The sequence below is a fragment of the Streptomyces sp. NPDC002619 genome (assembly GCF_042889305.1).
Lineage (GTDB): Bacteria > Actinomycetota > Actinomycetes > Streptomycetales > Streptomycetaceae > Streptomyces.
Genome location: NZ_JBIAQV010000030.1, coordinates 44,198 through 61,905, shown reverse-complemented (window position 1 = coordinate 61,905; position 17,708 = coordinate 44,198). Strand labels below are relative to the sequence as shown.

The following is a 17,708-nucleotide window of genomic DNA, read 5'->3' as shown; positions in this document are numbered from 1 at the left end:
CCGGGGTCCGCTCCCCGGGCTGCGGTGATCTTCCTGTCAAGGAGGACCTTCCGCATGTTCCGAAGTATCGGGAATGCTGTCGTCCGACATCCCGTCTGGACGATCGTGGCATGGTTGATCGCGGCGGTCGCGATCGTCGCCACGGCCCCGAGCCTGCCCTCGAACAGCGACGAGAGCAGTTTCCTGCCCAAGAGCTACGAGTCGATCAAAGCGGCCGATCTCCAGGAGAGGGCGTTCCCCAGCGCCTTCACTCCCTCCGCGATCGTGCTGTACCAGCGCACGGACGGCGGCAAGTTGACCGCGTCCGACCAGCAGGACATCGCCCGGATCACCTCCGAGCTGGGTGAGAAACACATCGATCAGGTACAGAAGGTCGTTCCCGGTCAGCCGTCCAAGGACGGCCGATACGCCCTGACCCTGGTCCAGATGGACAGCAAGAACGCGGGACAGCCCAAACAGTCCGATGCGGCCAAGGTGTTGCGCGAGGACGTCAAGCAACTCACCGAGGGTTCCCACCTCGACGCCAAGCTCGGCGGTTCCGCCGCGCAAGCACTCGACCAGCAGGACTCGTCCCAGCGCGGACAGGCGCTGATCGGCATCGGCACCTTCGTGATCATCCTGGTGACCCTGCTGATCATCTTCCGCGCCCCGATCCTGGCCCTACTCCCACTGATCCTGATCGGTCTGGTGTCCGCCGTCGCCAACGGGCTGATCGCGTACGCCACCAAACTGTTCGACCTGCAGGCCAACAGCTCGATCTCGTCGATCCTGATCGTGGTGCTCTTCGGCGTGGGCACCGACTACTTCCTCTTCCTGATGTTCCGCTACCGCGAGCGTCTGCGTGCCGGTGACGAACCCAAGCAGGCCATGGTCAACGCCGTGGCCCGGGTCGGCGAGGCCATCGCGTCGGCCGCGGGGGCGGTCATCATCGCCTTCCTCGCCCTGGCGCTGTCCACACTCGGCTTCCTCAAGCAGATGGGTCCGGCGCTGGCCATCGCGGTGGCCGCCACCCTGGTCGCGGGCCTGACCCTGATCCCGGCCGTGGTCTCGCTCATCGGACCGAAGGTCTTCTGGCCCTCGAAGTCCTGGCAACAGGAGCCGGACAACGCGCGGTTCGCCGCATTCGGCCGCGGGGTGCAACGCCGCCCGGCACTGACCGCCGCGGCGTCCGGCCTCGTCCTCATCGCGCTGTCGCTCGGCACGTTCGGCTACAACGCGACGTTCGACCTGGCGTCGGGTTCCATGCCCAAGACCAAGGAGTCCATGGTCGTCCAGGACGAGATGCAGAAGGCGTACTCGGCCGGCGCCGCCGCGCCCACCGACGTCTATCTCTCCAGTACCGACGGCAAGCCGCTGGACAAGTCCGCCTTCGACGCGTACGCGAAGCGACTCGGCACCGTGGACGGAGTGGCCGCCGCCCGGTTCACCCAACTCAACGCGGCCGGCACCACAGCGGACTTCACCGTCACCCTCAAGTACGAGGCCTCCACGGACAAGGCGATCGAAGCCGTGGGCAGGGTCCGGGATGCCGCACACTCCGACGCGCCGGACGGCACCGAAGCCCTCGTCGGAGGCATGTCCTCGATCTACAAGGACATCGACACCGCGGTCAACCACGACTACCGGACCGTGTTCCCGGTGGCCGCTGTCCTCATCATGGTGATCCTGGGCCTGCTGCTGCGGAGCGTGGTTGCGCCCTGGTACCTGATCGCGTCGGTGGGCCTGGGCTTCGGCGCCACCCTCGGCGCCACCGTATGGATCTTCCAGGAGGGGCAGGGGCACTCGGGCCTCATGTTCATGCTCCCGGTGATCATGTATCTCTTCGTGGTCGCCATCGGCACCGACTACAACATCCTCATGATCGCCCGTCTTCGCGAAGAGGCCCGTGAGGGCCGCGACCCCCGCGAGGCCGCCGGCATGGCGCTACGACACGCAGGACCGACCGTGGCCGCCGCGGGCTTCATCCTGGCGGCGACCTTCGCCACGATGATGCTGGCGGGCAACGCCCTCCTCACGGAGATGGGCTTCGCGGTCTCCTTCGGCATCGCCGTCGCCGCCTTCGTCATGGCGATGTTCTTCACCCCGAGCCTCACCGCACTGATCGGCCACGCAGCGTGGTGGCCGGGCCACGGCGACAGAGCCGAGGAATGGGCAGTCGGCGCACGGCCCTTGAGCCCCGACCCCGACCAACTCACCGACCAGGGCCGGGACACGATGGCACACGACCCTTCGGGTCGTCGCGGCTAGGCCGGGTTCAGGGGCCCCGGCACGAGGAGGAGGGCAGCCGAGCCACGCGGCTCGGCTGCCCAGCTGAGGTCGCCGGCGTAGGGAGTGAACAGTTGCCGTCTGCGGAGCACTGCACCGCCGGCTGGTTCGAGTACGAGCCGGAAGACGGGCACGGTACTCGACGCGAATATTGTTTCCTGGCACCGGATGATCATTGATACGGTCCCGCCATGGTTGAAGCGCAGGGATCACCGAACGACCCGGTCACCGCGGCCGACATCGAACACGCCGTCCGCTTGGCGCTTGCCACTCTGCGCGGGGCGGAAGCGCCCGACTGGAGTGTCAAGGCCGGTTCCCTGGAGTGGGACTGTTGGGAGACCGTCGAGCATCTCGCCGACGACCTGTTCTCCTACGCCGTCCAACTGAGCCCGGCGAACCCGCCGTTGGACACCCACGTCCCCTTTGCATGGAGCCGGAAGAGGCCCGGCGGCCCGGCCAATGCCATCTTCGCGGACCGCGAGGCCGGTCCGGCCGGTTTGCTGCAAGTACTCGATGCCAGCGGCGCCTTGCTGACGGCAATCGTCCGCACCACACCGCCCACGGTCCGGGCCCACCACATCTTCGGCGCGGCCGACCCCGAAGGCTTCGCGGCGATGGGCATCGTCGAGACCCTGGTGCACACCCACGACGTCGCCGAGGGGCTGGGCATTCACTGGATGCCGCCGGCCGACCTGTGCGACCGCGTGCTGGTCCGGCTCTTCCCCGAAGCCCCGACCGATACCGACCGCTGGCCAACCCTCCTCTGGGCCACCGGTCGCACGGAGCTCCCCGGCCGGCCGCGCCTCACCAAGTGGCGCTGGTACGGCACCCCGCGCTGACGGAGGGCCGTAGAAGATCTTCTGCCGTGCCGGGGGCTCCACCCGGCGCACCATCGGAGTGCGGTCGAAGTCCGTCCTGATGTCGGCAAGAGCCTGCGCAGCCAGTCCTCGGTGGCGCCGACCAGGCCGTACCCGGCGTTCCTCGCCACTACGCCGAGCCGCCCGAACCGGGCGCGCCGCGTCCACCGCCTCCCGGCCCGCTACGCCTGAGGCCGAGGCCGGGTCGCTGACCCTCCGTCCACGATTGCGCACGGCCGGGCTGGAAAGCCATCGGCCGGCGCGCGGGTAGCCGCCGTGTCGGCGCCGGTGCCTGCGAGGGGAATCGTGGGGAAGTGCCGGGTGCACTGTGCATCCGGCACTGCCGGGGTCCACCACGGAACCGCCTGGCGCACCGCGCCTGTACTACGCGACCGTGTCGTGGCTGGACTCCCTGATGACCGACTTGGCGCGGATCGCGCGCGGGGGCCCGGACGCCGAGAAGGAAGGCATGACGTCTGCGCACTGACCGGCGGGGGTTGGTGCCGCCGTATGTGGCGCGCTGCCGCTTCGTGAGGAGGTTGTTCGTCCACAACGGACGAGAAAAAGGAAAGGCAAGGAGGTCACCGGCTCCTTGCCACTCTCAACTTATAGCGCACAGGGGGGCTTGCGGCAAGGCCCCGGTCATGCCGCAGAATCGTCGGCCGAGGCCAGAAGCTGCGGAAATAGGAGATTCACGGAGTGCGTGTGTTGTTGTCGTTTCATGGGGCGTGCGGTGACGCCGAGCCCGCCGAGGTGCTGGTGTGCGTGGCGCCGGACTTCGTAGGCGCGACCTCGGATCGGAGCTGATGGCATGAAACCCCTGACCATCAGTGCCTTTGACCTTCCCGCCCAGCTTTCCCTCAAAGCCGACCCGATGCTGATCGCCGGTGACGAGCAGCACTTCGCGGCCATCGCCGAGAGCCTCGAGCAGGCGATCGCCGAACTGACCGACTGCCTCGATGCCGAACTCAAGGCGCCCGGCGGCCTCGGCCGGCAGGCGATGGACCGGGACATGGAGATCCACCGGCTGACCGGACGTCTGCGCGCCCTGCGCCGCTTCGGTCTGGATCTGTGCCTCGGACACATGGTCGGCGCGGACGACCCCGAGCCCATGTACGTCGGACGACTCGGCCTCACCGACAGCACGGGTCGTCGGCTGCTGGTCGACTGGCGCTCGCCGGCGGCCGAGCCGTTCTTCGCGGCGACCCACGCCAACCCGATGGGCCTGGCAAGCCGCCGCAGGTATCGCTGGACCCGCGGCCGGATCAGCGACTACTGGGACGAAGTGTTCACCGCCGACGGGCTCGAAGGGCGCGCCGCGCTCGACGACCAGTCCGCCTTCATCGCCAGTCTGGGCGGCAACCGGTCGGCCCGGATGCGAGACGTGCTCGCCACCATCCAGACCGACCAGGACGCCATCATCCGGGCGGGCTCCCGCGGCGCTCTCGTCGTCGACGGCGGTCCGGGTACGGGCAAGACCGTCGTCGCTCTGCACCGCTCCGCCTACCTCCTCTACTCCGACCCTCGCCTCGGCCACCGTCGGGGCGGAGTGCTGTTCGTCGGTCCGCACCGGCCCTATCTGGCCTACGTCGCCGACGTCCTCCCCAGCCTCGGCGAGGAAGGCGTGCAGACCTGCATCCTGCGGGACCTCGTCGCCGAGGGTGCCGCAGCGGCGATCGAGACCGACCCGGATGTGGCTCTTCTGAAGTCGTCCGCGGACATGGTGAAGGCGATCGAGACGGCCGTCAGGTTCTACGAGGATCCGCCCACCGAGGGGATGACCGTCACGACCCCCTGGTCCGACATCTGGCTGAGCGCCGACGACTGGGCCGAGGCGTTCGAAGCGCCGGAACCAGGTACGCCGCACAACGAGGCGCGCGACCAGATCCTGGACGAGCTGCTCACGACCCTGATGGACAAGCACGACGGTGCCGTCTCGGCCGACGTGCTGCGCAAGTCGCTCCTGCGCGACAAGGAGCTGATCGGAGCCCTCAACCGAGCATGGCCGCTGCTGGAAGCGGCCGACCTCGTCTCAGACCTGTGGTCGGTACCCGCCTACCTGCGGATGTGCGCTCCCTGGCTCGGCCCCGACGACGTTCGGAAGCTGCAGCGCACGGACGCCCAGGCGTGGACGGTGTCCGACCTGCCGCTCCTGGACGCGGCACGGCAGCGACTCGGCGACCCGGAGGCGTCGCGACGCAAGCGCCGGAATGACGCAGCTGTCGCCGCCGAGCGTGAGCGCATGGCCGGCGTCATCGACAACCTGCTCCAGGCCGATGACGACGGTGAGGGCGCGGTGACGATGCTGCTCGGACAGGACCTGCAGGACACCCTCGTCGACGAGACCGCACTGGCCGGCACCGAACCGGACCTGCTCGCCGGCCCGTTCGCGCACATCGTCGTGGACGAGGCTCAGGAACTGACCGACGCCGAGTGGCAGATGCTGCTGCTCCGCAGCCCGTCGCGCAGCTTCACCATTGTCGGGGACCGCGCCCAGGCCAGGCACGGGTTCACGGAGTCGTGGCAGGAACGGCTCGAGCGGATCGGGCTCGACCGGATCGACGTGGCCTCCTTGAGCATCAACTACCGCACGCCGGAAGAGGTGATGGTGGAGGCCGAGCCGGTCATCCGAGCCGCGCTCCCGGACGCCAACGTGCCGACCTCCATCCGCAGCAGCAACCTCCCCGTCGTCCACGGATCCGTCGCGGATCTGGACTCGATCCTCGGCAGCTGGCTCGCCGCACATGACGACGGGATCGCCTGCGTCATCGGCGATCCCACGTTCCCGGCAACGTCGCGCGTGCGGTCACTGACGCCGGAGCTGTCGAAGGGACTCGAGTTCGACCTGGTCGTCCTCGTCGACCCGGAGACGTTCGGCGAGGGCGTCGAAGGAGCGGTCGACCGCTATGTCGCGATGACCCGAGCCACCCAGCAACTCGTCGTCCTCACGAGCTCGTGACGCCGGCCAGGACAACGTGATCGACCCCGACGACAAAGCCGGTTGAGACCGGTCGCATGTTGGGGGAGGGTCTGTGGCCATGGAGTTCTTCTGTTACCACCGTGATCGGCCCGGCTCCCTGCCGTTGCGCGACGAACTGCTCGAAGAGCACTGGTCGTACATGGACCAGTACGCGTCGGAGCTGATCGCCCGCGGCCCGACCTTCGACGGAGACGGCGACGGAGACGGCGATGGCGACACGCCCACCGGCAGTGTGCACATCGTCGATCTGCCGGATACCGCCGCCGCCCGCGCGTTCGCCCTCGACGAGCCCAACTACCAGGCGGGCGTGTACCGGGACGTGCTCCTGCTCCGATGGCGCAACGCGCTGGGACGCACCATGTGGGAGTTCCCGGGTGGCAGCACGGGCGGCAACCGGTATCTGGTGCTGGGCCTCGGCACGGGGCAGGAAGCCGCCGACCTCGCCGTGCCGCCCTGCCTGGACGACCTGATCGCGTACGGGCCGCTGCTGTCCGACAGCGGCACCGCATGGCTGGGCACGGCGGCGCTGGTCCGAGCGCCGGACCCGGACACGGCACGAGCCGTCCTGCCCCCGGACCGGTACGCCCACGTCGAGGTCCACACCTGGCGGTTCGGCGGGCGGCGGTGATCAGCGCGGGCGGCACCGGTCCGCCTCAGTGCGCCAGTCGCTGTAAGCAGGCCCGGACCAGCTCCGTACCGTCCGTGCAGCGGCGCGCTCCCCGGGAGCGGGCCGAGAGATCCTGCCCTCTCTCGGCGAGCAGCGCGGACCGGACACCGTAGGCGCCGCACGATCGGCTCAGCCCACTCCATTATTACATGTAGTATTTGGAGAAACTTCCGCTGTGGACGGGGCGCCGAGCGCCGTGACGTAAGTCGGGGAGAGGAGGCTGTCGGTCATGGCCGGTGGGCAAGAGGCAGAGCGGGAGCCGGAGTTGTCCCCGCGTCGTCGTGCCGTGCTCGACGCGGTGCGGGACGCCGCCATCCCGCCGGGCGTGACCGAAGTCGCCGGCCTGCTGAGCGTGCATCCCAACACGGTGCGCTTCCATCTGGACGCACTCGTGGCGCGGGGCCGCATCGAGCGGATGGAGGAGGAGCGGTCCGGGCCGGGACGGCCGCGCACGATCTACACGGCGCGGCAGGGGATGGACCGCGGTGGCGAGCGCCGTTACCGTCTGCTGGCCCGGATCCTGCTCAGCCAGCTCGAGTCGACAGGGCCCGACGCCGAGGCCGCGGCCACTTCCGCGGGGCGGGCCTGGGGACGGTATCTGGTCGAACAGCCGCCCCCGGTCCGGCGGCCGACCGTCCAGGAGACCCTCGACAAGCTCGGCGAGTTGCTCGAAGACCTGGGCTTCGACCCGCAGATCGCCGGTGACGACGGGTCGGCCGACGGCATCCGGCTGCGGCACTGCCCCTTCCTCGAACTCGCCGAGGAATTCGGCACGATCGTCTGTCCATTGCACCTGGGGCTGATCCGGGGCGCACTGGCGGAACTGCGCGCCTCTGTGCAGGCCACGCGGCTGGAACCGTTCGCCGAGCCCGATGCCTGTCTGGTACACCTCGCTGTCTCCACAGCCGCATAGACCGTCATGCCAACGCGTTCCGAGAGGGGTTGGGGGCCGAGATGCTGTCCAACGGGCTGTCGCAAGGATCCGTGCCCAGGCTGGGGCGCCCACAGCCGCTGCGTGACCGCGTGTACGAGGCTCTGCTGGAGCTGATCAGCACACGGTCGCTGCGCCCCGGCCAGCACCTGGTGGAGGCCGAGCTCGCGGGCCACCTCGGGGTCTCCCGGCAGCCCGTACGCGAAGCGCTGCAGCGGCTGAACACCGAGGGGTGGGTGGACCTACGGCCCGCCCAGGGCGCCTTCGTCCACGAGCCGAGCGGGGACGAGACCGACCAGCTCTTCGTCGTACGCGCCCTGCTGGAGACGGAAGCGGCGCGCCTGGCCGCGGCGGCGTCCTCGGCCGAGGGGCTGGAGCGGCTCGACGAGCTGTGCGCGACGGGCGAGGCCGCGGTCGCCGCCGACGACGTGGACACGGTGGTGGTCGCGAACGCCGAGTTCCACGCACACGTCATGGAACTCGCCGGGAACACCGTGCTCGCCGAGCTGGCCGCCCATGTCGAGCGCAGGGTGCGCCGGTACTACACACCCATCGTCCGCCAGGCCTGGGTCGAGCACCGCGAGCTGATCGAGGCCATCGCCGCGCATGACGAGGGCCGAGCCCAACGGGTCATGCGCGCCCACACACAGGACGCCAGGACGCGCTTCTCCCCGAGGCCGATCACTTGACGAAGGGACGCCGGGAGCGTCATTCGAGATGCTGTACGTCCTTCAGCGTCGCCTGCCGCGGGAGCCCCGCCACACCCGGCACGACGGGGCGCATGGAGACTCGTGATGCCCTTTCGAAGCGGCTCGGGAACGGGTACTTCAGCTCCAGGAAAGCGCGGATGGCGCCCTGGGCCGCCGCTCTGTCCGCCGGGGCGGTGTCCACGTCGTTGAGGCAGAAGAAGTCGATGTCCTCGCCCGCCGCAAGCCGGGCCAGGCGCCGCCGCATGTCCGGCGTGCCCAACTGCACATAGCGAAAACGGTAGTCGGCCGGAACGGCCCGGCCGGTCGCGATCGCCCAGTGATGGTGGAGCGTGGATGCCGGAGCCACGTCGGAGGTGGAGCGGAAGCGTGAGTACGAGGTCCGCTCCAGCTCCTCGATCCCGAGACTCTCCATCTCCCGCATGACCGACAGCAGTTGGGGATGCGGAGTGTGCAGCGACTTGTGCGTGATGTGTCTGCCGTGGAAGCGCCTGATGACCTCGCGGGCGTTCTTGCCGGCGGAGTTCGGCGCCGGCTCCAGCGGGTGCGGGGCGCCGACGCCGAGCTTCAGCGGGGACAGCGGGATGCGGGCGATGCCGTTGCCGTGGAAGAAGTGCTCGGCCCGCACCGGGCGGTTGATGAAGACGTCGTCGTTGAAGTAGAGGTAGTGCTCGGACAGTCCCGGTATGTGATGCAGCCGGCTCTCTATCGCGTGCGAGTTGAAGACGGGAAGCGCACCGGCCGGAAGGATGACCTGGTGGTCGACCACGGTCAGCCCGTCCGTGTCCGGATCCAGCCAGGCGGGGATCTGGGCGTCGGTCACGAGGTAGACGTGCCGGATGAACCCGGCGTACATGTCCAGCGAGCGCAGCGCGTACTTCAGTTCGTCATGGCTGGTGTAGCGGGAGGCACCGGTCTCGCGCGCGGCGATGACGTTGTCGGAGAACTCCAGATGGGCACGGCGCTTGGCGGCCATCGCCGGGTCGTCGCCGTCGACCCAGGTGTACACGACATCGATGGGGAAGCGCACCTCGTCGATGCCCGGCTCGGCGAACGGAACGAACGTCGGCACACTACGGCGGCGGCCCGCCATCGCGGCCGGCTGCCGCGCCGCCGCCGGGAACACCTCAGACACGGGGTTGCGGCGCGGGGCGACGAGCGCCGCACCGAAGATGTCCTCCAGTCGGCTGCCGGGCACGGTGAGCCAGGCGGGATCGGCGCCCGGGGCTGTGCCCAGATCCCGGCCGTGCCGCCAGAACTCGATGTCGCAGCCCGCCTCGAGACCACTGAGCACCTGCCTCCCGGGGCCGAGGCGCACCACGCCGGTACGCAGCACCGTGGCCCGTCGTACCGCCCGTGGCAGCTTCCCGTCTGCCCACAGCACGGCGGTCGTCACCGCGCCGTCGGGACCTACGGCGCCGACGTAGCCGGCCGTGCCGGCGAAGCGTTGCGCGGCCCGGGCGAGGACCGCACCGCGGTACGTCTCCTCGACGCCGATGACCTTCCGTGGCGCGCCGGTCCCGTGGTCGGCGGGGACCAGGAAGTACGGGACGCCGATCGCCTCGAGCAGGGCACACACCCGCTCGAGGTCTGCTTTGACGGCGTCCGCGGCCGTGTAACCGGCGACCGTACGGCCGTACAGCCGCGTCCGGCCGAAGGCGATCGGACGCAGTCCGGGGACGGCGGCCCGCAGGCGCCGTCGGGCCCGGGCCGCACCCAGTGCCCAGAGCCGGGCCGACAGCGAGAGCCGGAGGCCCACCAGGAGGTTCCGGGCGGCGCGTATGCCCGCGAGCGCCGCGAGGCGGTGGCGGATGTCCATGGGCGCGGCCCCGTCAGTTCTGCTTCTCGAAGGGACTCGGGAAGGGGAAGTAGTCCTCCAGGAACTCGTTCATCTGGATGCCGACCTGTTCCCGCTCCTCGGGCGGTACGTCGACGTCGTTGAGGCAGAAGAAGTCGAAGCGGCGATTACGGCGCAGATCCGCCAGGCGCCCCTCGGCGTCCGGCCGGCTGATGTTGACGTACCGGAAGCTGAACCTGCCCGGTACGCCGCGGCCGGTCATCAGCGCGTACTGGTAGAGCAGCGGGGCCGTCATGGCGATGTCCTGCGGCGAGCGGAAGCGGGACGCCGTGGTGCGGCGGACGTCCTCCGCGAAGAGCTCCTCGATCGCCCGTAGTGTGCCGCGCTGCTGCGGCAGCGGGGTGTGCATGAAGTTGTTCGTCGTCATCCGCCCGAACTTCTCCAGCAGGAGCCGCCGGACGTTCTTGCTCGCGGAGTTGGTGGCCGTCTCCTCGGCGTGCGGCTTGCCGATGCCGATCTTGAGCGGGGACACCGGGATCTTCATGAGACCACTGCCGTGGAAGAAGTGCTCCGCGGCGACCCGGCGGCCGACGAACACGTCGTCGTTGAAGTACAGGTAGTGCTCCGACAGGCCCGGGATGTGGTGCAGCCGGGTCTCGATCGCGTGCGAGTTGAACACCGGCAGGACGCCCTGCGGGAAGATGTCGCGGTGATCGACGACCGTGATCCCCGGGGCCTGGTCGTCGAGCCAGTGCGGCTTCTGGCCGTCGGTCACGAGGTAGATGTGCCGGACGAAGTCGGCGTACATCGCCAGCGATCGCAGCGAGTACTTCAGCTCGTCGTGGCTGGTGTACCGCGAGGCGTTGATCTCCTTGTCCAGGATCTCGGCGGTGCCGCGCTCCTGAAATCGGGCGCGCTTGGCCCGCATCTCCGGCTCCTCGCCGTCCACCCACGTGTAGACGACGTCGACGGGGAAGGTCACGTCGTTCACGGTCTGCAGGGTGAACGGGACGAAGGTCGGCAGCTCCCGGTCGCCGACCCGCACGCCGGCCGGCTTCTGCTCGGACGCCGGGAGTACGTCGGTGATGCCATTGGTCCGCGGCGCGATCAGGGACTCGGCGAAGATGTCCTCGGACGCCTGCGGCTGCACCTTGGCCAGCCGGCGGGGCCCGTCCTCGGAGGCGAGGAGCTGTGCCCCGTCCTCCCAGAACTCGACGTCGCAGGCGAGCTCCGGCCCGGCGAGCAACTGGCCCGAGGGTCCGAGGTGGTTCTCCCCGATCCGCAGTGCGGGCGCCGCACGCAGCGGGGTCGGCAGCACACCGTCCAGGAACAGGGCGGGGTGCTTGAGATGTCCGCCGGGCAGCGGTCTGCCGATGAACACCGCCTTCCCCGCGTTCTGTTCCTCGAGAGCGTCGAGAAAACGCTCCCGGTCGACGGCGTTCACGCCGAGCGTGTGGCGCGTACGGGAGGCCGGCACCAGGAAGTAGGAGATGCCTTCCCGCTCCAGCGCGGCGACGACCAGGCCGAGGTTGGCGGCGGCCGCCTCAGCAGCGCTGAACCGGGTCACGACCCGTCCGTACAACTGCTGACCGCGCACCGCCACCGGGCGCAGCACCGGGTCCATGACCGCCGCCCTCCGGCGCCGCCGCATGGTACGCAGCTGCCACACCCTCTCGGCGGCCTTCCGCTCGACTCGCGGTCGCATCCGCCGGGCAAAGGAACGCACGGTCACGTTCGGAGCTCCTCTTCATCAACCCATCGACATACCTGCGCTAACCAGACCGACGTGGATGGCGAAAGGTTGTAGAAGACTTCGCCGAAATTTAACCGTGCACTCAAGTTGCCAATTGCTGGGCGTGGTAGCACACGTGGGCCCGACCCGGATCGAACGATCCTTGGCCGGGCCCGGATGCGTCCGCCGGTCAGTCGCGTTCGAGCGTGGCGAACATGCCCGGCTCGTACGAACCCCCCTGCTGCCGCACGATCACGTTCATTCGGGTGGCCGCGTTGATCAGGGAGACCAGGCAGACCAGCGCGCCGATCTGGTCGTCGTCGAAGTGCTTGCGCACCTCGGCCCAGGTCTCGTCGGACACGCCGTGCTGGGCGTCCCCGAGCCGGGTCCCCTCCTCGGTGAGCGCGAGCGCCGCCCGCTCGGCCTCGGTGAACACGGTGCTGTGGCGCCAGGCGGCGACCAGGTTGAGCCGGAGCGCGGTCTCACCGGCGGCCGCTGCCTCCTTGGTGTGGATGTCGACGCAGAAACCGCAGCCGTTGATCTGGCCGACCCGCAGCTCCACCAGTTCCCGCAGACTCTTCGGCAGCGTCGACTGCTCCAGGGCCAACGAGGTGTTGTAGAAGCGCTTGGCGACTTTCGCGGCGGTCGGGCTGTCGAACAGGTTGAAACGGGGTTCCATCAGTTCGTCCTCACTTGTGGTGTTGTGCGCTGCCGCACGGACGAACACAAGATGCCGACGACCCGGCCCTTGTGACGGCCGGTGGATGTGACGTGCGCCACCGGCCGCGGGTGTCACAAGGCGATGGCCCGCGTGCCTCGTTCTGCCCTACGACGACTTGGCGCGTCGCAGGGTTGCCGAGAGGTGGTGCTGCAACGGCTGGCCGACCGCCGCCAGGTCGTGGACGAACTCGAGGGTGTCGCTGTCGGTCAGGGTGTAGCGGCGGCGCGTGGCGTCGACCTCCTTGGCGGTGGGGGTGAGGGCCACTTCGTGGGTGGAGAGGTCGATCGTGCCCTCGGCCGCACGGCCGACCGCGATCTCCGCGATGCCCGTGGGCTGGGTGATCAGCGCCTCCACCCGGCCTTCGGGCTGCAGCCGCCACCAGCCGCTCTCCCGGGCCGCCGGACGCAGCGGTGCCCCGTCGGCGTCGACCAGCCAGGCCCGGGCCTCGTAGCGCAGGAAGGGCCGGCCGTCATGGCTGAACGTCACTTCCTGCGCGTACGCGAAGTCCCCGGCGAGTGTCGGGTACCCGCCTCGGCCACGCCCGTGCCACGTCCCCAGGAGTCCGAGCACGGGCGCGAGGAGCTCGTGCGGTGTGGGCGCCTCGTCAGGCCGGTGGCCGTCGGGGTACGGGTGCTCCGGTACGGTGTCGAACACGCTTGCGCTCCTCGGGTCGTGCCGCTGCCGGGTGAAAGCCTAGATGATCTAGTCCAAGGGGTCAGTGATCGTAGGCGATCAGTGAGCGTAGGACGGTTTGTCCGGTGGCGTCGTTGTGCCAGATCGCGGCGGTCAGCGCGAGGATGCGTTGCATGACGCGGGCTATGACACCTCCGGGTGTGCGCCCTCGGTGCCGTTCGAGGTCAAGCTGTCCCTTGAAGGTCTCGTTGATCGATTCGATGACCTGTCGAACCGGACAACCGCGTAGTAGCGCCTGTCCTCCCCCTCGGGCCGCGCCAGGCCACTCCCCGGTGACCGGTGAAAGAGGCCGCTTCCGTCTCGATCCCGTGCGCCCGTTCCTCGAACTCGGCTTCCCTGCCGGGCTTCACCTCCCAGGTGAAGACCACCGTCACCGCTTCACGGGCCTCCAGCGCGCTATCGCTTATGACGGAATCATACGGTTGCACCAAATATGTGTCGGTACGACGATGAAGAAGGCCGTTTCTGGAGGTAACTCATGTCTGTACGCGGTCCGTCCCTCACCGAACGTGGACAAGTCCTCGAGGAACGAGGCCCCGGTCCGGTCAGGATCTCGTTGATCGTCAACGGCGCCGAGCATGCCCTGGAGATCGAGCCACGGGTCAGTCTGCTCGACGCGCTGCGTGAACACCTGCACCTGACCGGTGCGAAGAAGGGCTGCGACCAGGGCACGTGCGGCGCGTGCACCGTATGGGTCGACGGCCGTCGCGTGCTGTCCTGCCTCACGCTGGCGATGGCCTGCGAGGGGCGCGAGGTGACCACCGTCGAGGGACTCGCGGAGGGCGGCGACCTGCACGCCATGCAGCAGGCCTTCATCGCCGAGGACGCCTTCCAGTGCGGCTTCTGCACTCCCGGCCAGATCATGTCGGCCGTGGCCCTGCTCAAGGAGGGCCACGCCGCCGACGACGCCGAGATCAAGGAGTGGATGAGCGGCAACATCTGCCGCTGCGCCGCCTACCCCCACATACGGGCCGCGATCCGCGCCGTCCGTGACGGAGCCTAGGAGCCCTGCCATGCGGCCGATCAGCTACTCCCGAGCCACCGACACCGCGACCGCGGTCGCCGCCGTCAGCGCCGATCCCACCAGCGACTTCCTCGCCGGCGGCACCACCGAGATCGATCTGCTCCGGCAGAACGTCCTCCATCCACGGCGGCTCGTCGACATCAACAGTCTTCCGCTGACGGGCATCGCGACGACCCCGGAGGGAGGTCTCAGCATCGGCGCCCTGGCGCGGATGAGCGAGGTCGCCGCCGAACCCGTCGTACGCGAGCGCTTCCCGATGATCTGCCAGGCCCTGGAGCTCGGCGCCTCCGCGCAACTGCGTCACATGGCCTCGATGGGCGGCAATCTCCTGCAACGGGTGCGGTGTTCGTACTACCGGGACGCCGAGTCGCCCTGCAACAAGCGCGAACCGGACACCGGCTGTTCGGCCATCGACGGGTTCAGCCGCGGCCACGCCGTCCTGGGCACGAGCGAGCACTGCATCGCCACCCACCCCTCGGACGTAGCGGTGGCGCTCATGGCCCTCGACGCCCGGGTCCACACCCTGGGCCCCCGCGGCGAACGAGCCTACGCGTTCGACGACTTCTTCCTGCTGCCCCGCGACACTCCGCACCGTGAGCACCCCATGGAGCACGGCGAGCTGATCACCGCGATCGAGGTGCCCGCGACGCCAGTGGCGCGCCACTCGCTCTACCTGAAGGTCCGGGACCGCGAGAGCTACGAGTTCGCGCTCGCCTCGGTCGCGGCCGCGCTGTCCGTCGTGGACGGCACGATCGCGGACGTACGCGTGGCTCTCGGCGGGCTGGCCACCAAACCGTGGCGGGCTCGCCGGGTGGAGGACTTCCTGATCGGGGCTCCGGCGAACCGGGTCAATTTCGACCAGGCGGCCCGCGTGGAACTGGCCGACGCCCGGACGACCCCCATGAACGCCTTCAAGGTGGAACTCGCCAGGCGCGCCGTCGTACGCGCCCTCGAAACCCTCAGCGGCGACGGAAGCGAGAGCCCGGCATGACGACCGCACCAGCAATCGGACGGCCCCTCGACCGCGTCGACGGCCGCACCATAGTCACCGGCAGCGCCCACTTCAGCGCCGAGATGCCCATCCCCGGCATGACCTACGCGTGTCTCGTGGGCTCACGCATCGCCAGTGGCCGTGTCACCGGCATCGACGCTACCGACGCCCAGGCGGAAGAGGGCGTACTCGCCGTCCTGACCCATGAGAATCTCCCGAGAATCGCGGAGCAGCCACCGCTGATCCCCTCCCTGGCCGGTACCGCCGCACCCGGACAGACCTTCTTCCCGATGCAGGACGACACCGTCCACTACGCGGGCCAGCACATCGCGGTCGTCGTCGCCGACACCTGGGAGCGGGCCCAGCACGCGGCGAGCCTCCTGCGTGTCTCCTATGAAGAGACGCCGCCGGTCACGACGCTGGAGCAGGGCCGTGCCCAGGCGTTCGAGCCCGATAGCATCTTCGGCGGCTGGATGCCGGGCCGGTTCCAGCGCGGGGACGTCGAGGCTGGGCTCGCCGAGGCGGACGTACGGGTCGAGGCCACCTTCACGTACGCCGCGAACAACCACAACCCGATCGAGCCGTCGAACACCACAGCCGAGTGGGACGGCGACGAACTGGTGCTGTACGACGCCACCCAGGGAGTCAACGCCACCCAGATCACCGTCGCCCGGCAGCTCGGGATCCCGCTGTCGAAAGTCCGTGTGATCAGCCACTACGTCGGTGGCAGTTTCGGTTCCAAGGCCATGATCCACAGCCATGCCGCGCTGGCGGCGATGGCCGCGCGGGAGGTCGGCAGGCCGGTCAAACTGGTGCTGACCCGCGAGCAGATGTTCACCTCGGTCGGGCACCGTGAGGAGCAGGAGCAGCACCTCGTCGTCGGCGCCACGCGTGACGGCAGGCTCACCGGGATCCGCCACCACAAGCTGTCTCCGACCTCGCACTTCGACGACTGGGCCGAGCCCTCGATCGGTGTCTCGTCGGAGATATACGCGTGCCCGAACTTCGAGGGCGTCTACTGGATCTTCCGCGCCAACACGATGACGCCGACGTTCATGCGGGCGCCGGGCGAGGCAAGCGGCATGCTCGCGCTCGAGTGCGCGATGGACGAACTGGCCCATACGCTCGGCATGGATCCGATCGAGCTGCGACTTCGCAACTACGCGGACGTGAGCCCCTCCTCGGGCCTGCCGTGGTCCAGCAACGGACTGCGGGAGTGCTACCAACGCGGCGCCGCGCGCTTCGGCTGGGAGAAACGCGATCCACGGCCGGGTGTGCGGCGCGAGGGGAACTGGCTGATCGGCACGGGCATGGCCGGCGCCGGTTTTCCCGTCGCCCTGCCCGGCAATCCGCAGCGCGCCCGCGCCCGCCTCTACTCCGACGGTACGGCGGTCGTCCAGGCCGCCACTCCCGACTTCGGCACGGGGGTCGCCACGGTCATGACCCAGGTCGCCGCCGACGCCTTGGGTATGCCGGTGGAGCGCTGCCGGTTCGAGTACGGCGACACGGACCTGCCCAACATCGCGGCCGCGGTGGGCTCCGAGGGATCGGGCATGATCAGCGCCGCCGTGCACAGCGCCGCGACCGCTCTGCGCAACCAGTTCATCTCCCGTTGCGTCGCCGACGCCAACTCGCCGCTGTACGGCGCCGATCCCGTCGACGTCGTGGTGCGGGACGGGGTGATGACGGCCGGGACCGCGTCCGACTCGTACACCGACCTCCTGCAGCGCAACTTCCAGCCCGATGCCGAGGCGTCCGGCGTGTGGGATCCGCCGGGCGGCGACGCCGAGTTCGCGATGTTGACCTTCGGCGCGCAGTTCGCCGAGGTGGCCGTGGACCGAGACCTCGGTGTGGTCCGGGTGCGGCGCATGACCGGAGCCTTCGCGCCCGGCCGGGTGCTCAACCCGAAGACGGCCCGCAGCCAGCTGATGGGCGGCATGCTCTGGGGCCTGAGCCAAGCGCTCCTGGAGGCCAACTACACGCATCCGCGCACCGGCCGCTGGGCCAACACGAGCCTGGGGGAGTACCTGGTCGCGGTCAACGCGGACGCGCCCGATGTCGACGTCGAGCTGATCGAGGTCGAGGACGACGTGGTGAATCCGCTGGGCGTCAAGGGCGTCGGCGAGATCGGGCAGGTCGGTGCCGCGGCCGCGATCGCGAACGCCGTCCACCACGCGACCGGACACCGGGTGCGGAAGATACCGATCACGATCGAGGACCTGCTGTGACGCCGGAGCCCGCACGCACGGGCGGCGTCGGTCGTGGTGGGGACGGCCGGCACGGCGATCGCCGCGGGGATGAGCAGCCGTGATGAGCCCCGAACGCGGCGAACTTCCCGGCTG

At 69.4% G+C, this 17,708-nt stretch carries 13 protein-coding genes and 1 pseudogene; 9 read left to right on the top strand and 5 right to left on the bottom strand.

What is annotated here, in order from left to right; all coding sequences use genetic code 11:
• The first annotated feature begins 54 nt into the window (after positions 1-54).
• The 6 genes from ACFYXB_RS33100 (at position 55) to ACFYXB_RS33075 (ending at position 8,389) form a co-directional block, all read left to right on the top strand.
• Positions 55-2,247 (top strand): MMPL family transporter, encoded by a 2,193-nt coding sequence (locus ACFYXB_RS33100; RefSeq protein ID WP_389588607.1) that lies wholly within the window; start codon positions 55-57, stop codon positions 2,245-2,247.
• 209 nt (positions 2,248-2,456) lie between these two features.
• Positions 2,457-3,104, top strand: a complete 648-nt coding sequence (locus tag ACFYXB_RS33095) for a hypothetical protein (RefSeq protein WP_351347148.1) — start codon at positions 2,457-2,459, stop codon at positions 3,102-3,104.
• An 829-nt stretch (positions 3,105-3,933) separates the two neighbouring features.
• Complete coding sequence (gene helR / locus ACFYXB_RS33090; protein ID WP_389588605.1) at positions 3,934-6,081, top strand: RNA polymerase recycling motor ATPase HelR; 2,148 nt, start codon at positions 3,934-3,936, stop codon at positions 6,079-6,081.
• Positions 6,082-6,160: 79 nt separating this feature from the next.
• On the top strand, positions 6,161-6,730 hold the full coding sequence (locus ACFYXB_RS33085) for a YciI family protein (RefSeq protein ID WP_389588603.1): 570 nt from the start codon (positions 6,161-6,163) through the stop codon (positions 6,728-6,730).
• A gap of 268 nt (positions 6,731-6,998) precedes the next feature.
• A complete protein-coding gene (locus tag ACFYXB_RS33080) occupies positions 6,999-7,682 on the top strand; it encodes a helix-turn-helix transcriptional regulator (RefSeq protein ID WP_389588601.1) in 684 nt (227 codons plus the stop codon).
• 41 nt (positions 7,683-7,723) lie between these two features.
• A complete protein-coding gene (locus ACFYXB_RS33075; RefSeq protein ID WP_389588599.1) occupies positions 7,724-8,389 on the top strand; it encodes a GntR family transcriptional regulator in 666 nt (221 codons plus the stop codon).
• Positions 8,390-8,408: 19 nt separating this feature from the next.
• Here ACFYXB_RS33075 and ACFYXB_RS33070 read toward each other — a convergent pair whose 3' ends face one another.
• The 5 genes and pseudogenes from ACFYXB_RS33070 to ACFYXB_RS33050 all read right to left on the bottom strand — a co-directional run.
• Positions 8,409-10,226 carry a stealth family protein gene (locus tag ACFYXB_RS33070; protein ID WP_389588597.1) on the bottom strand — a complete coding sequence of 606 codons (1,818 nt, stop codon included), beginning with the start codon at positions 10,224-10,226 and terminating at the stop codon, positions 8,409-8,411.
• A gap of 13 nt (positions 10,227-10,239) precedes the next feature.
• Entirely contained in the window at positions 10,240-11,937 is a 1,698-nt protein-coding gene (locus ACFYXB_RS33065; protein ID WP_389588595.1) for a stealth family protein, read from the bottom strand.
• 190 nt (positions 11,938-12,127) lie between these two features.
• Entirely contained in the window at positions 12,128-12,616 is a 489-nt protein-coding gene (locus ACFYXB_RS33060) for a carboxymuconolactone decarboxylase family protein (protein WP_351347164.1), read from the bottom strand.
• A 147-nt stretch (positions 12,617-12,763) separates the two neighbouring features.
• Positions 12,764-13,312 carry an FABP family protein gene (locus ACFYXB_RS33055; RefSeq protein ID WP_351347166.1) on the bottom strand — a complete coding sequence of 183 codons (549 nt, stop codon included), beginning with the start codon at positions 13,310-13,312 and terminating at the stop codon, positions 12,764-12,766.
• Positions 13,313-13,373: 61 nt separating this feature from the next.
• Positions 13,374-13,568: pseudogene (locus ACFYXB_RS33050) on the bottom strand (IS982 family transposase); the annotation flags it as partial.
• 261 nt (positions 13,569-13,829) lie between these two features.
• Here ACFYXB_RS33050 and ACFYXB_RS33045 point away from each other — a divergent pair.
• The 3 genes from ACFYXB_RS33045 to ACFYXB_RS33035 are packed head-to-tail and all read left to right on the top strand — an operon-like array spanning position 13,830 to position 17,594.
• On the top strand, positions 13,830-14,354 hold the full coding sequence (locus ACFYXB_RS33045; protein ID WP_351347176.1) for a (2Fe-2S)-binding protein: 525 nt from the start codon (positions 13,830-13,832) through the stop codon (positions 14,352-14,354).
• 10 nt (positions 14,355-14,364) lie between these two features.
• Positions 14,365-15,366 carry an FAD binding domain-containing protein gene (locus ACFYXB_RS33040; protein WP_389588592.1) on the top strand — a complete coding sequence of 334 codons (1,002 nt, stop codon included), beginning with the start codon at positions 14,365-14,367 and terminating at the stop codon, positions 15,364-15,366.
• Positions 15,363-17,594, top strand: a complete 2,232-nt coding sequence (locus ACFYXB_RS33035; RefSeq protein WP_389588590.1) for a xanthine dehydrogenase family protein molybdopterin-binding subunit — start codon at positions 15,363-15,365, stop codon at positions 17,592-17,594. Before ACFYXB_RS33040 ends, ACFYXB_RS33035 begins: the two co-directional genes overlap by 4 nt.
• The last annotated feature ends 114 nt before the right edge of the window (positions 17,595-17,708 follow it).

Excerpts from the sequence above, each read along its gene's own strand:
- ACFYXB_RS33100 (WP_389588607.1), top strand. The coding sequence starts at position 55 with ATGTTCCGAAGTATCGGGAATGCTGTCGTCCGACATCCCGTCTGGACG.
- ACFYXB_RS33095 (WP_351347148.1), top strand. The coding sequence starts at position 2,457 with ATGGTTGAAGCGCAGGGATCACCGAACGACCCGGTCACCGCGGCCGAC.
- helR (WP_389588605.1), top strand. The coding sequence starts at position 3,934 with ATGAAACCCCTGACCATCAGTGCCTTTGACCTTCCCGCCCAGCTTTCC.
- ACFYXB_RS33085 (WP_389588603.1), top strand. The coding sequence starts at position 6,161 with ATGGAGTTCTTCTGTTACCACCGTGATCGGCCCGGCTCCCTGCCGTTG.
- ACFYXB_RS33080 (WP_389588601.1), top strand. The coding sequence starts at position 6,999 with ATGGCCGGTGGGCAAGAGGCAGAGCGGGAGCCGGAGTTGTCCCCGCGT.
- ACFYXB_RS33075 (WP_389588599.1), top strand. The coding sequence starts at position 7,724 with ATGCTGTCCAACGGGCTGTCGCAAGGATCCGTGCCCAGGCTGGGGCGC.
- ACFYXB_RS33070 (WP_389588597.1), bottom strand. The coding sequence starts at position 10,226 with ATGGACATCCGCCACCGCCTCGCGGCGCTCGCGGGCATACGCGCCGCC.
- ACFYXB_RS33060 (WP_351347164.1), bottom strand. The coding sequence starts at position 12,616 with ATGGAACCCCGTTTCAACCTGTTCGACAGCCCGACCGCCGCGAAAGTC.
- ACFYXB_RS33045 (WP_351347176.1), top strand. The coding sequence starts at position 13,830 with ATGTCTGTACGCGGTCCGTCCCTCACCGAACGTGGACAAGTCCTCGAG.
- ACFYXB_RS33040 (WP_389588592.1), top strand. The coding sequence starts at position 14,365 with ATGCGGCCGATCAGCTACTCCCGAGCCACCGACACCGCGACCGCGGTC.
- ACFYXB_RS33035 (WP_389588590.1), top strand. The coding sequence starts at position 15,363 with ATGACGACCGCACCAGCAATCGGACGGCCCCTCGACCGCGTCGACGGC.